This is a genomic window from Stenotrophomonas sp. YIM B13575, assembly GCF_042787595.1.
GTDB classification, from domain to species: domain Bacteria; phylum Pseudomonadota; class Gammaproteobacteria; order Xanthomonadales; family Xanthomonadaceae; genus Stenotrophomonas; species Stenotrophomonas lactitubi_B.
Genome location: NZ_JBHZOP010000062.1, coordinates 24958 through 39688, shown reverse-complemented (window position 1 = coordinate 39688; position 14731 = coordinate 24958). Strand labels below are relative to the sequence as shown.

Below are 14731 nucleotides of genomic sequence, written 5' to 3'. Positions count from 1 at the left end.
GCTTCCTTGTCGGCGGCAACACCGGAACAGATCCGGCAGGCAGCGTTGTGCACAGCATCACTGTTGCCGACGACACCGGCAAGCCGCTGCCGGGTGCCTGTTCAGGTCGCTGCCGGGCCGGTGAGCGCAGCGTGTGCAGCGGCGATCAACTGAAGGTGGGTGGGACCCTCGCTGCGTACTACCCGGGTCAGCCCCAGCGCCTGCGCCTGCACGCCCAGCCGGTCGCTGGCCACCAGCGCGATCGCGTTCGCCTGCAGCCGCTGCTGCCAGTGCGCAGGCAGCTGCTGCCAGAAACGCTGCAAGGCCTCGCCGCTGCTGATGGCCAGCAGCCAGGGCGTCGGAGAACGGGCCAAACGCGCCAACATGCGCCGCGACAAGCGCAGCGGCAGCCGTCGGTAAACATCGGCGCGGATGATCTGTGCGCCGGCGGCCTGCAGTTCGGCAGCAATCAGGCCACGGCCTCCCGGTGCGGTCACCAGCCCGATCCGCATGCCGCGTACATCGCCCAGCACCGGCAGCGCCAGCAGGCCTTCGCTGTCCATCCGCTGGGGCGCATGGACGTCGGCGACGCCATGCGCCAGCAGCGCGCGCGCGGTGCCTTCGCCCACCGTCAGCCACGGGCTGCGTTGCGCAGCTGCCAGCGGTATCAGGCTGGCCGCCGCCGCGACGGCCGCCGGGCTGGTGAACACCACCCGCTCGCTGGTCAGCGCCCGTTGTAGTTGCTGCAATGCGGCAATGTCCTGCAAGCGCTGCAGCCGCCAGGGCGAAAGCGCGACGGTACGGCCTCCCAGCCCTGCTGCAGCGTGGCGCAGCGCCGCCTGCTGACCCTGCGGGCGCAGTGAGATCAGGGTCCAGCCAGTGGGTATCGTATGGTCGGCCATTCCCGTCATTATGCGGGCCCTTTGTTGTCGTGGTTGCTGCTGATGGCTGTTGATGCCCTGACCTCTTCGCTGGCTGCCCTGCAGGACGTGCTGGACTGCATGCCGGCGGTCCGCGCGATGCAGATCCGCCTGGATGGCTATGCCGACGGCGTGCTGCGCATCACCGCGCCGCTGGTGGCCAACGTCAACGACAAGGGCAACGCGTTCGGTGGCAGCCTGGCCTCGGTGCTGACCCTGTCCGGCTGGGCGCTGGTCAGCCTGCGCCTGCGCCTGGCCGGCCACGACGCCGAGGTCTACGTGGCCGACAGCAACCTGCGCTACCTGGCGCCGGTCTATGAAGACCTGCATGCCCACGCCGAAGCCACCGGAAGCGGCGCCTGGGACACCTTCCTGGCCACCTTCCGCCAGCGCGGCAAGGCCCGCATCAGCATTGTTGCGACCCAGCCCGGCGCCGATGGCAAGGCCGCGGCCGAATTCAGCGGTCGTTTCGTTGCCTTCGCCAAAGGGTAGGATGGCAGGCTGACGCCCTGCGGAACCCACCGATGCGCCGCCTCATCCAGATCCTCCTGTGTTCCCTGCTGCTGCTCAGCGCCGCTGCCGGTGCTGCCGCCGACGACCTCAGCCGCAAGCAGCGCAAGCTGCTGGAAGAGACCCAGATCGCCTACGGCGCCACCATCCGCTGGGGCAGCATGGACGATGCCATCGGTTACCTGGACCCGCAGCTGCGCAAGTCCAAGCCGCCGACCGAGTTCGAGCTCAACCGCTATGCGCAGCTGCGCGTGTCGTCCTACCGCGAGCGCAGCACGGCAGCGCTGGAGGGTGGCGTGGTCGAGCGCCGGGTCGAAATCGGGGTGATCAACCAGAACACCCAGGCCGAGCGCACCGTGGTGGTCACCGAGCGCTGGCGCTGGGATCCGGAAGCCAAGCGCTGGTGGCAGAGTGCAGGCCTGCCGGACCTCTGGCAGGGGCAGTGACGGCGCGCGTCCGGCTTGTGCGACAATCGGCGCCCGCTTAATCGACCCGTGACCTGAGTGAATTACGAAGAGTTGCTGGCCTTCGCAGGCCGAAACCCGATGCTGTCCGCGGCCCTGGTCGGCCTGACCGTGGCCCTCATCGTCACCGAAATCCGCCGCCTGTTCCGGGGCTTCAAGGGCATCAAGCCCGCCGAACTGACCCAGCTGATCAACGCGGGCGGCACGGTGGTGGTGGATCTGTCGCCCAGCGCCGATTTCGAAAAGGGCCACATCGCCGGCAGCCGCAGTGCCCAGGCCAGTGCGTTCGGCCCCGAGCACAAGCTGGTGGCCAACGCCAAGCAGGCCCCGGTGGTACTGGTGTGCCGCAGCGGCAACGCGTCCGAGACCGCCGCCAAGGCGCTGAAGAAGGCCGGCTTCGAGAAGGTCTTCGTGCTCGACGGCGGCATTCCCGCGTGGCAGCAGGCAGAACTGCCGCTGGTCAAGGGCCGCAACTGATCGCAGGCGGTGGCGGATGTGGCCTTGTTTGCGCCCTCCGCCGCCCCCATCGCAGTAATTCGACCATCGTTTTCATTGCATTCACTGGAGTTACTGGAAATGTCCGAAGAGACCACCAACGGCGCTGTCGCGCCGGTCGATGCCGCCACCGGCCCCGCGTTCACCGTCGAGAAGATCTACGTCAAGGACGTTTCCTTCGAGTCGCCGAATGCGCCGTCGATCTTCAACGACCAGGTGCAGCCGGAACTGCAGCTCAACCTGAACCAGCAGGTCCAGCGTCTGGGCGAGAATGCCTTTGAAGTCGTGCTGGCCGTGACCCTGACCTGCCAGGCCGGCGAGCGCACCGCGTACGTGGCCGAAGTGAAGCAGGCTGGCGTGTTCGGCCTGGTCGGCCTGGACCCGCAGTCGATCGACGTGCTGCTCGGCACCCAGTGCCCGAACATCCTGTTCCCGTATGTGCGCCAGCTGGTCAGCGACCTGATCCAGGCCGGCGGCTTCCCGCCGTTCTTCCTGCAGCCGATCAACTTCGAAGGCCTGTACGCAGAAACCCTGCGCCAGCGCCAGGAGCAGGGCGACGCACCGTCGCTGGCTGACTCCGAGCCGGCCGGCAACGCCTGATCCCGGCCGCGACGTCACGGATGAGCACTACCGCTGACAAGATTGCCGTACTCGGCGCCGGTTCCTGGGGAACCGCGCTGGCTACGCTGCTCGCCCGGCACGGTCGCCAGACCGTGCTGTGGGGGCGCGATGCCGCCGTGGTTGAAGCCATCGACCAGCGCCACGAGAATCCGCGCTACCTGCCGGGCATTCCGTTGCCGGAATCGCTGCGCGCCACCACCGACCTGGCGTCGGCGGTGGAGGGTGCCGCCTGGATCCTGGTGGTGACCCCGTCGCACGCATTCGGTGAAACCGTGCGCGCGCTGGCGCCGCTGCGTCCGGCCGGTGCCGGCGTGGCCTGGGCGACCAAGGGCTTCGAGCCCGGTTCCGGCCGCTTCCTGCATGAAGTGGCGCGCGAAGTGCTGGGCGAGGACGTGCCGCTGGCCGTTGTCACCGGGCCGTCGTTCGCCAAGGAAGTCACCCTGGGCCTGCCGACTGCGATCACCGTGCACGGCGACGTGCCCGAGTTCGCGCAGACGGTGGCCGAGGCGATGCACGGCCCGGCATTCCGCGCCTACACCGGCGACGACATGGTCGGTGCCGAGCTGGGCGGTGCGATGAAGAACGTGCTGGCCGTGGCCACCGGCGTGGCCGATGGCATGCAGCTGGGCCTGAACGCCCGTGCCGGCCTGATCACCCGCGGCCTCAACGAAATGCTGCGCCTGGCCGCAGCGATCGGTGCCAAGCCGGAAACGCTGATGGGCCTTGCTGGCCTGGGCGACCTGGTGCTGACCTGCACCGGCGACCTGTCGCGCAACCGCCGCCTGGGCCTGGCCCTGGGCCGCGGTCAGACGCTGCAGGACGCCATCCGCGAAATCGGCCAGGTGGTCGAGTCGGTGCAGACCGCCGACGAAGTGATGCGACAGGCGCGCCGTCATGGCATCGACCTGCCGATCTCCGACCGTGTGCGCGCCGTGTTGCACGGCGAGCAGACCCCGGAAGAAGGATTGCGTGCGCTGTTGGCACGCGAACAGAAACCGGAGTATCCGGATACGCTGTTCAAGTGAATCGAAAACCCCGGCCCAGCGCCGGGGTTTTTTTTGTGCGTGCGCGAACCCATCCACGCATGGTGTGGATCTACTGTGGAACCCGTATCGCCCATCATCGCGACCGCGGCGGCGCGTTGGTGTTGTCCATGTCCGAAAAGATCATCCACGGCCCACCCGCTACCCGCTTCAACGTCAGCGTGAACTTCCCGGTATCGCCCACGTTGTTGCCGTAGGTGTAGGCACCAATGACGTAACCGGTGGTTTCCTCGGCGGCATAGGCCAGCGCGCGCAGCCGCAACGGGCTGCTTCCTTGGCTGGCATACGCTGCCTCGATGGCTGCGCGCCCGCGCACAGGCGGCTGGTTGCTCTGCAGGATGAAACCGTCCTCGGAGAAAAGCCCTGCCAATGCCTTCGCATCACCCGTGCGCCACGCCTGTTCGTAATCGCGCAGCACGCGATCCAGCGCATCAGGCAGGGTGACATCGGCAACACGTGCGGCGGACTCCTTCGCAATGACCGGCCCGGCTATCAACAGGCCACTGAGAACAATCACGGCAAGTCTTGAACGGCGCATGCGTCTGCATCCTGGCGGCGATGGAAGGCGTGACTGCCAGAGTATCCGTCTTGGCTGGCGGGTAGAATCACGCGGGCGCCAGCTGGGCGAATGCACACAGGACAGGGAATGACGTCTCGAATGATGGGAATCGCGGCGATGGTCGCGTTGCTGGCCGCCTGCACGCAGACACCGGCACCCGCGCCGGACGCAGGCACCGCTGCCGCGCCCGCCGCTACCGCCGCACCGGCAACGGAAGCCCCAGCCGCTACGGCCACGGTGGTCGAGAACGAGCCTTCCATCGAAGACGGCGTGGACCCCTCGGTGTGGGACAACGAAGGTGAGCCGGAAGCTGAGACGCCCGGCGCGGAGCTCACCTGCAAGGACAATCCGCTGGCCACCTATTTCTTCACCCTGGTCGGCGGCAACACCGTGGACGACTGCGGCCGCAAGGACCCGAAGGTGCTGGCCGCGTTCAATGCTCTGATGAAGAACACTGCGGCGGCCGAATCGCCCGACAAGACCATCCCCTCCCTGCGCGAACGCCTGCTGAGCGGTCCCAGCGGGCCTGGCGAACTGATGGTGCTGCAGGGCGAGCCGTGGTGGCTCTACACCGCCTGCCAGGCGCACCAGTGCCCGACCACCGCGTTGGCGATGCTGTACTCGCCGACGCAGTCGAAGATGGTCGGCCGCCTTACCGCCCGCTGCAAAGTGTGGTGGCTGGGCGAGCCGAACGCGGAGCAGCGTGCCCTGATCGATCGCGAGCGACCGGTGGACGAAGCGATGCTGAAGGAAGAAGGCGATTCCTGCGAGTGATCGGCGCTAACGCCGGAAGAGGTTCCGGCGTTATTCCTCCGGTCGCATCCGCGCACTGACCTGCGCGGTCAGCGCCAGGCACGCCATCATCAAACCCTCCATCACCCGATCGCCCACGTATTCGTCGTCCGGGCCGTTCTGGCGGACGCGCTCGGCCGCCAGCAGCATTTCCAGTGCTATGCGCAGGCCTGCCAGTGCGCAGTCCGCATCGGCCAGTGCCATGCGACGGCCCGCCATCTGATGACGCTCCGGCCAGGGCTGGCCGTCGGCGGCTGCTCCGTTGCCGATCCGCGTCAGGGTGGCAATGAAAGCCGTGGGGTCGAGCGCAGGTGGTTGCTCTGATACCTCATCGCCCGCAACGCGATAGGGCTGGGGGCGAGGGAATTCCGGTGCAGTCATGGCTGGGGCTCCGTGCAGGACAGACGGTAGCCGCCACACAAAGGTGGCGGGCGGAGACGTGGCTCGAAAACCGGGACAATGAACCGGCAGGCACAGGGCCTCCACGCTCCGCCCGCCGCAGCCGGCAGACGGATTGCCGACCGGCGCCACGCGAGGTGACGCCGGCCGGCAAGCGTAATCACTTCATTGTCGATACGGGTTTTCGAGGCCCGGCTACCCCAGATGAGGTGGCCCGTCATCTGTACCTGTGCCGACGCGTAGCGCCAATCAGAAGAGTTGCATTCAACGCTTGATGCAAGACGCTTTCAGCATTCTCCCACGCTGTTAAGCCGCCCCAGACGCCGATGGCGCAAGGGCCCTAAGCGATAGAGGAATATGCGACATGGGTCGTGGTTGCCGGCGTAGTGTGCTGTCACCTCAGCGAGGCAATGACGACAGAGCAGCCAAAAGGCGGGCGCAACTGGACCAAGCTCCTGTGGTGCTGCAGGAGGTCGTTCTGGAAAAGCCCTTGATCGTCACCGCTGGAAGCGGCCTTCGCAGGATTCACATTCCTTCCCTGGTTCGCGCGGGCGCGCCGATGGCCTCCACATGGCGCTGATGGGCGTCGGCTATTCTCGTGGCGTTAGCCCGAACATGGAATCAACCGCATGCCTCCCTCCGATATGCGCGCCGGATGTGCACAGTGCCGCAATGCGGATCCGCTGCAGTTCGAATTCAGTTACGCATTCCAGCCGATCGTCGATGTGCATGCACGCAAGGTGTTCGCGCATGAAGCGCTGGTCCGCGGTCCGGCCGGAGAGCCCGCAGGTTCGGTGCTGTCACGTATCACCGCGGACAACCGCTATTCGTTCGACCAGGCCTGCCGTGAGAAGGCGATCCGGATCGCGGCGTCGTTGAATCTGCGCTCTCATCTTTCAATCAATTTCCTGCCCAATGCGATCTATCGGCCCGAGGTGTGCATCCGTTCCACGCTGCAAGCTGCGGCTCGGCATGGTTTTCCTGTTGAGCGGATCATCTTTGAAACCGTGGAGGGAGAGCAGATCAGCGATGGAAAATGGTTGGCCGAGATCCTGAGCGAGTACAAACGTATCGGCTTCAAGACGGCCATTGATGATTTCGGTGCCGGTTTTGCCGGCCTGAATCTGCTGGCCGACTTCCAGCCGGACATGGTCAAGCTGGATATGGCGCTGATCCGGGGAATCGACCATAGCCCCTCGCGTCGCGCGATCGTAGCGGGCGTGGTGTCCATGTGCGGGCAACTGGCCATCAATGTCATTGCCGAGGGCATAGAAACCCGCGATGAGGCGCACTGCCTGTCGGATCTCGGCATCAGCCTGATGCAGGGCTATTGGTTCGGTCGGCCGCAGTTCGAGTGTGCCGCGCGCGAGGCTGACATCACCTGGACAATGTGATCGGCACATGGCGCTTCCGATCCCGGCCAGGTGCAGCCGCCTGCGTCCCCCATGCCCGTGCCAACCCATGGATTGGCCTGGCAGATCCGGGTATTCGACCCAGGGCCCGTCACGGCTTGGCCTGAAAAGGCGGCAATCGCCCTCGCATCAGCCTTCGCCCGGGTTCCATGGGATGATGCGCTGCCCACCGGACGAACGACCATGCAGAAGCTGACGGACCCCCATCTGCTGGACGACATCGCCGAGATTGGTCGAATCCAGGCCGTGCCGCGCATCCTGGAGACCGTAGCCCACATCACGGGCTCCCGATTCACCGCCATTGCCCGTGTGACCCAGACCACCTGGACCGCCTGCGCCACATTCGACACCCTGGGGTTTGGGCTGGTTCCCGGTGGCCAACTGGTGCTCGAGACAACCATCTGCGATGAGATCAGGCAGTCGGCAACGTCGGTGGTATTTGCGCATGCGAGCAAGCACCCGGTTTACTGCACGCATCACACGCCGCGGATCTACGGGCTCGAGAGTTATGCGTCCGTTCCCATCCATCGGCCGGACGGAAGTTTCTTCGGCACACTCTGCGCGATTGACTCGGCACCGGCCAGCTTCGACGTAGCCCATGTCCAACGATCCATGGAGCTGCTGGCCGATCTGGTAGGAAGCTACCTCGACAAGGAAGATCGCCTCGAGCGAGCGGAAACTGCGCTCTCCGACGCGCACCGCGTCGCCGACCTGCGCGACCAGTTCATTGCCGTGCTGGGTCATGACCTGCGCAGCCCTCTGCAGGCAATCAGCATGGCTGCGGATTCGCTGGCATGTGAGCTGAACGCTGAGCGTCAGCAACGAATGCTCGCGCACATCGCCTCGGGCGTTGCCAGAATGGATGGACTGATCAACGACGTGCTTGATTTCGCCAGGGGGCGCCTGGGTGGCGGCATTCCCATCGCGCTGCAGCTGACCAGCACGCTGGAAGAAGACCTGAAAAAGGTTGTGGAAGAGGTGGCCATCGCCACCGGCCGCCAGGACCTCAAGGTCCGCATGCAGATGGACGACAACGTGGTCTGTGATCCGAGCAGATTGGCGCAGCTCCTGGCCAACCTGCTCACCAATGCAGCCGAACACGGAGTGCGCTCGTCGCCAATTGCGCTGACCGTCAACGCCACGCCCGAAATGCTTACGCTCGACGTACACAACGACGGACACATTCCATCAGAGAGGATGGAGGCCATATTCAGTCCGTTCTCTCGCGAGAAGAGTGAGCAGCCACGGCCCGGCCTCGGCCTCGGCATCTACATTGCGTCGGAGATTGCGCGCGCTCATGGCGGCACGCTGGAGGTGGAGTCCAGCGCGGCCACCGGCACCTTGTTCACGTTCAAGATGCCGCGGCTGGAGCTTGCGTAGCGAAGCACGTCTCGCTGCGCTCCGCCGTGACTGCTTCCTCAGCCTTCACAACCGCGCTTCATTTGCGGGCGTGGCGTGCGTCTTTCTCATCGTCGCCCTTCGCAGCTGCGCGACTCTTCGCGAACTCCGGGAACGTTTCCTCGATCGAGTCCTTGTCCGGCAGCACGTAGAACACGCCGCCCTTCTCGAACGTGGAATGCACGATCTGCTCGTAGAACCCGGGCGAGACGTTGATACAGCCGTGGGTGACGCGGTTGTCGTCCGGCGTGGCGGATGCCAGTCGTTCGCTGCGCTTCTCTTTCGGGGTGCCCGGGGGGAGCGGGTGCATCGACACGGCGGAATCGTAGTCCACCCACAGCACGCGTCCGGCGTCCTCTGACGGGCCATAGCCACCAATGAAACGGCCGGCCGGGGTAGTGCGGTCGTGGCCTGGAATCGCGCTCAGCGCGAGCTTGGCGACGCCGGGCGCCGAGTGATCGCCGATGGCCGAACCAAACAATGCCGGCGCCGCGCCACGCAGCTTGCCGTCACCGCCGAAGACCAGGACCTGTGCAGCGGCCTTGTCCATGATCGCGAACGGATAGCCCTGGTTGTCCTTGCTGGCGACTACCCAGCCGGCCAGTGCAATCACGGTCTCGGATACTTCCTGGCCCTGCGGAAGTTCATCGGCGGCGTTCGCCGCTTCTGCGGCAGGTGCTTCTTTTGCTTCCTTGCCATTCTTGGCACTGGCCACGCTGGTGCCTGCCAATGCCAGCGCGATGGTCAGCGCGGCCGACACGGCCCGGCGTGCAGGGAATGAGTACGTACGAATGGGTCGGCTCCTTCGGATCAAGACCGGGAGGCTGAAAGACACCAGTGGCCGGTGAAGGCCACTGGTGTCTGGTTCAAGCGTTCATCAAAGTGGGTGGGAGAGCGGTTACCCGCGCGGCTTGCGGCCCGGGACCCTTTCGAGCTGCTGGACGCGGCCTTCAATCTGATCCAGACGCTGGTTGGCCTGCTGTGCGGACTGGTTGGCGGATTCGGCGCTCTGCGCCGCGCCCTGCACCTTCACGTCGAGCTGGTCGAGACGCGAGTTGATCGTTGCAAATTCGTCTTTGTAGGTGGCGCAAGCACCGAGGCTTACGGTAGCAACGATGGCTACGGTGACGGCACGTGCCGCGTTGATGTGCTGCTTGGTCAGGAACATTCCACTCCCTCCTTCGTCTGGGGAGTCTGGAATATAGCGGCGTTTGTTCCCGCCGCTGCGAAGTGCTTTCAGCTGCAGTTGGAAGACGTGGATGGGCTGTGAAGGTGCGGCAAGCAGCCAACCTTAACAAGCGGGAATACGCGCGCTGTGCTGCATCGGTCGATGCCCTTGCGCCGCTTCGATACAGCCAATTCATCAGGATGAAGCGGACTCACGCTGTCCTAATGAATGGGCGCAGATGAGCGTCGCGCAACACGAAGGCGGGGCCAGCGTTGTCGGTACTGGTATCCGGCCCTGATTTCCGCCTCACGCCGGTGCAAGCTGCCCGACCATTTCGTTGATGATCACGTGCGTCAGCGTACGCAGGAACCGCGCTTCGCCCTCCACGGTTGCACCGATGTCGAATCGGTGCATCCATTGCTCGTTCTCTCTCTGTGTTTGCTCATACAACGACCGGGCTTCGCCGGCAATGTGCTGAAGCTGTCGCATCAACTGCCTGGTGGCTGCCTGTCGTGTCAGGCCCAACGCTTCACCTGCTTCCACCAGATGCTGGAAGCGCATGTCGCGGAAATGCCTAACGCCGAGAATGGGCCATGCCAACGCCGAACTCTCGGGCCAGCGGGCGCCCTCACCCTCGTATGCGCGGGTCTCATAGCATGCGGTGGAGAGCAGGTCATAGTGCGGCGCCAGCTCGATGCCCGCGTTGTCGACCAAGAAGCTCAGGTTCTTCAGGTGGGCATCGTTGTTGCCGGTGAGTACATTGAAGACCAGCCAGTCGAACAGCCGCATGCGTGTTCTGAGCTTGCTTCTGCACTGCTGGACGATAGCGGCCAATGTCTCGATGCTGCCAAGCGCGTACTTGAAGCTGCCGGCCAGGTTCAGCAGCTGGCATGCATCGATCGCGTGCCGGCGATGAATGGCGCTGGGCGTGATGACACGATCAAAGCGCTCGATGATGAAGACCGGCTCCGGCACGTAGCGCCGTTCCACGTGCGGAACCAGCAGGCCCATGCGCTGCGCAAGGCGCATCACGAACCATTCATTGGCCACGCTGTGCGGGTAACCCTCGTTGGTGCTGTCTGGCTTGAGAATATGGGTCGAGGGCTGGGTGCCCAGCGGTTGGTAGATGTGTCCCGCGCGCTCGATGATTGCCAGCTTGTGCTGGGCGCCGGCCAGCGACATGCGCTTGGCGGCACCTGCGGCCAGAGATGTGTGTGGCAACCCCTGGATGCGTTGTGAGAGCTCCGCATCGGGGAGGTCCGCAAGGCTGCCTGGGGGGAGGGGCTGACCTGGTGGCAGCAGCGTGAGTGAGCCCGCAGACTCTGCGCCGTAGTGCTTCAGCAGTGCGAAGGCATCGGCACTGTCCAGGTGGGCGTCCGTGGCCATCAGCATGCGCTGCTGCTCTTCTGGCAAAAGATTGTCGAAGTACCACTGCACGGGGCGCTCGCTGCCGCCATCGATGATGGCGTTGTCCTGCAGCGGCAACGCGGGCGCCAGCGAGAAGGCGCTCGCGTTGGTCAGCCACTGGGATGAGTAGGTGAAGCGCCAGAGATTGGCGGCCTCGGCTAGGACGCCTACCGGTGTGTCGTCAATGCTGACTTGCAATTGGCGCGGATAGTGGAGCCCAGACAGCGTGGTCACCTTCACTACATCCTTGAGATCGATGTGGGAGGCGCTCATCGGGATGTCTTCTTGTGACGCTTGGCCGGGGCGGCCATCGCCTCTTCCGGGACGTCGATTTCGACATGCAGTCCCAGCTCATGGAGCACGGTGAACAGCTTGCCCCATTGCACCGTGGTGCCGCCGCGCTCGATCTTGGCCAGGAAATTCTCGCTGACACCGATGCTCTCTGCAGTTGCGTCCTGGCGGAGGCCTTGGTGCTTGCGCGCAGCCCTGACCAGTGGCCCCAGTGCTTCAGCGTTCTCCAACCTGATCTTCAAGGGGAAATCCTCATGAGCGTGTGACTTTCTGTATCCAGCGGACAGTCTATACCCTTGAATCCTGATGATCGGAAGGATTCTTCCTCGAACCCCATCGCTTTCATTAAAATCCTTTCCTTCGCGAGGATTTCTTTAGAAAGATGCTCGACTCCCGGAAAATCCTCAACAAAGTCAGGATTTCTTTGAAAAGAAACAGAAATTACGAAAAATCCTTTTGAATATAAGGATTTTTTGACAAGCCACCTAGCGCTTTGCTGATGGAGGATCAGCAAGTTCCCTGAACAGGAAGCTCATTCATGTACCGGTCAGTTCAATATTCAGGGCTGATTTCATCAACAAACGGATAATTCACACCTGTCGAACGCCCCTTATCCCTCCCCTCCCGAGGGGCGTTCGACGAAACCAAAATAATTAAAGGTGTATCCCGATGATCAAGAATTCGCTGCTTGCCCTGGGTCTGTTGGCCGCGCTGCCGTTCGCCGCATCGGCTGCCGATGGTCTGTCGTACAACTACGTTGAAGGCGGCTATGTGAACACCGATGCCAAGGGCGGCGACGCTGATGGCTGGGGCGTGAAGGGCTCGGTTGCCGTGCATCCGAACTTCCATGTCTTCGGTGATTACAGCAAGCAGGAAACCGACACCTTCAAGAACGATGTCGCCCAGTGGCGCATCGGTGCTGGCTACAACTACGGCATCGCACCGAACACCGACCTGGTGGCTCGTGTTGCGTACCAGAAGTTTGATATGAAGCATGGCCTGGACTTCAACGGCTACTCCACTGAAGTGGGCGTGCGCACCGCGTTCAACCCGTACCTGGAAGGCTATGCGCTGGCCGGTTACGAGGATTACAGCAAGAAGCACGGTATCAACCCGGATGGCGAGTTCTACGGCCGCGTCGGCGCCACCGCCAAGTTCAATCAGAACTGGGGCCTGAGTGGCGAAGTGAAGCTGGCCAAGGCCGGCGACCGCGAGTGGTTCGTGGGCCCGCGCTTCAGCTGGTAACAAACGCCTGTCGTTAGTGCGTGTAACTGGCGTGTGACCTCTCTCCCATACGCCAGTGAAGCCCGGCCTCGTGCCGGGCTTCTCTTTTTCCGGTTTCGCTTTGCCACAATGGGGCATGGGCGAACCTTCCTCTCTCGCTGGCACCGGCACGGCCTACCAGGAACACCTGGCGCCCATGCCGCTGCGTGGCCAGTTCGGCCAGCTCTGGCAGAGCCACTTGTCGGCCGACGCCAGTGGCAGCATCACCGTGCTGCCGGATGGCTGCGTGGATATCCTCTGGCGTGATGGCGCGTTGTTCGTGGTGGGGCCGGACCGGACCGCCGCACACCCGCAACTGGCGCCCGGTGCGCAGGTGCTGGGCGCGCGTTTCCGGCCCGGGCAGGCATCGGCCACGCTTGGCATCGACTTGTCCGACATCGTCGGCCAAGCCGTGCCGCTGATTGAATTCAATGCCCGATGGGCAACGCAGGTTGCGGCCTCGATTGGTGAGGCCGCGCCTGAGCAGCGCCTGCAACGCCTGGCCGACAGCCTGCAACAGAACATGCCTGCGGCCGTGGCGGACGAACAGACGAAACGTGCGCATGCGCTGTTCGCGCACGCTGCCAGGGGCGACGCCAGCCTCGACGCACTGGCCGCACATCTGGCGATGAGCCCGCGGACCCTGCGTCGCTTCAGCCAGGTGCAGTTCGGTTACGGTGCAAAGTCACTGGAGCGGATCCTGCGCCTGCAACGGTTCCTGCGCTGCAGCCAGGCGCAGCCCGCGCACAGCCTGGCGATGCTGGCCGCAGAGGCAGGCTATGCCGATCAGGCGCATCTCAGCCGCGAGGCCCGCGAGCTGTCCGGCCTGACCGCCAGTGCGCTGCGCCAGGAGTGGGGGCGTTGATGGCCGTTTCGTTCAAGACCGCAGCCCAGCGCTGACCGATGCTGTGCGCTCCAACCACGGAGCCGCACCATGAGCCACGCAGACACCACCGATGCCGAACGCCGCATCGACAACATCGAATTCAACGTCGCCGACATCGCCCGCAGCAAACAGTTCTATGGGCAGGTGTTCGGTTGGTCGTTCACCGACTACGGCCCGGCCTATACCGAGTTCGATGATGGTCGTCTCAAAGGTGGTTTTGTTGCTGACGAGGCGGTGACAGCCACGGGAGGCGCGCTGGTGATTCTCTACTGTTCGGATCTGGCCGATGCACAGCAGCGCATCCTCGCCGCCGGCGGTGAGATCGTGCAGGACGTGTTCGCTTTCCCCGGTGGCCGTCGCTTCCACTTCCGCGATCTGGACGGTTACGTGCTGGCGGTGTGGAGCGATGCCACCTGATGTGCGGTCAGCAGCGCGATGCCTCTGGGCGCGCGCTGCCTCTACAATCCGCCAATGGACACGCACATCGACGCCTACGTGAGGCAGGCCGACGGCAACTGCATCAAGGTGATGTTGTTGAACGGCCGCCCGCGGACCTCGCTGCAGGCGCTGGGCTTCACCGCTGGCGAGGCAGACACCCTCACCCTGCCGGTCGCCGACGACGCAGCCAAGGCCACCGTCTTCATCCGTCTGCGTGACCTCGGCGTTGCCTTCTCGGCAGGCAGGGAGTGGTGCCCGGCCGACGTGTTCGAACACTTTCGCGATGGCGGCTTGCTGCAGGGCGCCTACCTCCGGGTTGCGTGGTGCACGCCGCAACAGTTCACCGTGACCACGGCGTAGCCGCACAGGATGGACGTGATCGAAATCGCCGGGGCGCATCTGCTGCGCGATGCGGCGGATGGCTGGCAGCTGCTGGACGCTGTTGTCTCCCAGGACGGCATCCGGCTGGTCTGCATCCATGCTGTCGGGCAGAGCTTCCGCGTCGCGCGTTTCCTGCGCGGACACATGCTGCCGCAATGGCAGGGAGAGTGGTGGCTGCAGCAGCCGGAGCATTCGATCACCGACAGCGAACAGCGGGCACGCGCGCTCGCCAACGAATGGCTCACGCTCGCCGCGAACTGAGAACCGCTCCGTCGCCGGCCAGGCCGTTCCGCTATGATCGCCCG

Annotated in this window: 20 protein-coding genes; 13 read left to right on the top strand and 7 right to left on the bottom strand. The window is 64.4% G+C overall.

From position 1 onward, the window contains the following. Positions 1-101 precede the first annotated feature (101 nt). Entirely contained in the window at positions 102-890 is a 789-nt protein-coding gene (locus ACFX4F_RS11525; RefSeq protein WP_099819531.1) for a uroporphyrinogen-III synthase, read from the bottom strand. Between the two features lie 33 nt (positions 891-923). Here ACFX4F_RS11525 and ACFX4F_RS11520 point away from each other — a divergent pair, with 33 nt between their 5' ends. The 5 genes from ACFX4F_RS11520 (at position 924) to ACFX4F_RS11500 (ending at position 4014) form a co-directional block, all read left to right on the top strand. Beyond that, entirely contained in the window at positions 924-1391 is a 468-nt protein-coding gene (locus ACFX4F_RS11520; protein ID WP_089242022.1) for a YiiD C-terminal domain-containing protein, read from the top strand. A gap of 32 nt (positions 1392-1423) precedes the next feature. Further along, positions 1424-1855, top strand: a complete 432-nt coding sequence (locus ACFX4F_RS11515; protein WP_099819532.1) for a hypothetical protein — start codon at positions 1424-1426, stop codon at positions 1853-1855. Between the two features lie 57 nt (positions 1856-1912). After that, positions 1913-2350 carry a rhodanese-like domain-containing protein gene (locus tag ACFX4F_RS11510; RefSeq protein ID WP_025875933.1) on the top strand — a complete coding sequence of 146 codons (438 nt, stop codon included), beginning with the start codon at positions 1913-1915 and terminating at the stop codon, positions 2348-2350. 99 nt (positions 2351-2449) lie between these two features. Next, positions 2450-2968, top strand: a complete 519-nt coding sequence (gene secB, locus ACFX4F_RS11505; protein WP_025875931.1) for a protein-export chaperone SecB — start codon at positions 2450-2452, stop codon at positions 2966-2968. 20 nt (positions 2969-2988) lie between these two features. Beyond that, complete coding sequence (locus ACFX4F_RS11500) at positions 2989-4014, top strand: NAD(P)H-dependent glycerol-3-phosphate dehydrogenase (RefSeq protein ID WP_025875929.1); 1026 nt, start codon at positions 2989-2991, stop codon at positions 4012-4014. Between the two features lie 94 nt (positions 4015-4108). On the opposite strand, the gene ACFX4F_RS11495 is transcribed toward ACFX4F_RS11500, so the two are convergent. Further along, positions 4109-4570, bottom strand: coding sequence for a YybH family protein (locus ACFX4F_RS11495; RefSeq protein ID WP_380655314.1), 462 nt, complete (start codon positions 4568-4570; stop codon positions 4109-4111). Positions 4571-4678: 108 nt separating this feature from the next. Between ACFX4F_RS11495 and ACFX4F_RS11490 the strand changes: the two genes are divergently transcribed. Further along, complete coding sequence (locus tag ACFX4F_RS11490; protein ID WP_380655311.1) at positions 4679-5365, top strand: hypothetical protein; 687 nt, start codon at positions 4679-4681, stop codon at positions 5363-5365. A 30-nt stretch (positions 5366-5395) separates the two neighbouring features. On the opposite strand, the gene ACFX4F_RS11485 is transcribed toward ACFX4F_RS11490, so the two are convergent. Then, a complete protein-coding gene (locus tag ACFX4F_RS11485) occupies positions 5396-5764 on the bottom strand; it encodes a hypothetical protein (protein ID WP_380655308.1) in 369 nt (122 codons plus the stop codon). Between the two features lie 647 nt (positions 5765-6411). On the opposite strand from ACFX4F_RS11485, the gene ACFX4F_RS11480 reads away from it, so the two are divergent. After that, entirely contained in the window at positions 6412-7176 is a 765-nt protein-coding gene (locus tag ACFX4F_RS11480; protein WP_380655305.1) for an EAL domain-containing protein, read from the top strand. A 201-nt stretch (positions 7177-7377) separates the two neighbouring features. Continuing rightward, positions 7378-8574, top strand: coding sequence for an ATP-binding protein (locus ACFX4F_RS11475; protein ID WP_380655302.1), 1197 nt, complete (start codon positions 7378-7380; stop codon positions 8572-8574). A gap of 58 nt (positions 8575-8632) precedes the next feature. Here ACFX4F_RS11475 and ACFX4F_RS11470 read toward each other — a convergent pair whose 3' ends face one another. The 4 genes from ACFX4F_RS11470 to ACFX4F_RS11455 form a co-directional block, all read right to left on the bottom strand. Next, entirely contained in the window at positions 8633-9334 is a 702-nt protein-coding gene (locus tag ACFX4F_RS11470; RefSeq protein WP_251477467.1) for a hypothetical protein, read from the bottom strand. Positions 9335-9490: 156 nt separating this feature from the next. Further along, positions 9491-9760, bottom strand: coding sequence for a hypothetical protein (locus ACFX4F_RS11465; RefSeq protein WP_099819538.1), 270 nt, complete (start codon positions 9758-9760; stop codon positions 9491-9493). Positions 9761-10066: 306 nt separating this feature from the next. Beyond that, positions 10067-11440: a HipA domain-containing protein gene (locus ACFX4F_RS11460; protein ID WP_380655298.1), complete on the bottom strand. Its 1374-nt coding sequence runs from the start codon at positions 11438-11440 to the stop codon at positions 10067-10069. Beyond that, a complete protein-coding gene (locus tag ACFX4F_RS11455) occupies positions 11437-11700 on the bottom strand; it encodes a helix-turn-helix domain-containing protein (RefSeq protein ID WP_380655295.1) in 264 nt (87 codons plus the stop codon). The genes ACFX4F_RS11460 and ACFX4F_RS11455 overlap by 4 nt, the downstream gene beginning before the upstream one ends. A 430-nt stretch (positions 11701-12130) precedes the next feature. On the opposite strand from ACFX4F_RS11455, the gene ACFX4F_RS11450 reads away from it, so the two are divergent. The 5 genes from ACFX4F_RS11450 (at position 12131) to ACFX4F_RS11430 (ending at position 14687) form a co-directional block, all read left to right on the top strand. Next, entirely contained in the window at positions 12131-12703 is a 573-nt protein-coding gene (locus ACFX4F_RS11450) for an Ax21 family protein (RefSeq protein ID WP_176022450.1), read from the top strand. A gap of 115 nt (positions 12704-12818) precedes the next feature. Then, positions 12819-13586, top strand: coding sequence for a DUF6597 domain-containing transcriptional factor (locus tag ACFX4F_RS11445; RefSeq protein ID WP_380655292.1), 768 nt, complete (start codon positions 12819-12821; stop codon positions 13584-13586). Positions 13587-13655: 69 nt separating this feature from the next. Further along, positions 13656-14024 (top strand): VOC family protein, encoded by a 369-nt coding sequence (locus ACFX4F_RS11440; protein ID WP_380655289.1) that lies wholly within the window; start codon positions 13656-13658, stop codon positions 14022-14024. 54 nt (positions 14025-14078) lie between these two features. Continuing rightward, a complete protein-coding gene (locus ACFX4F_RS11435; protein WP_380655286.1) occupies positions 14079-14405 on the top strand; it encodes a hypothetical protein in 327 nt (108 codons plus the stop codon). A gap of 15 nt (positions 14406-14420) precedes the next feature. After that, positions 14421-14687 carry a hypothetical protein gene (locus ACFX4F_RS11430; protein WP_380655283.1) on the top strand — a complete coding sequence of 89 codons (267 nt, stop codon included), beginning with the start codon at positions 14421-14423 and terminating at the stop codon, positions 14685-14687. The last annotated feature ends 44 nt before the right edge of the window (positions 14688-14731 follow it).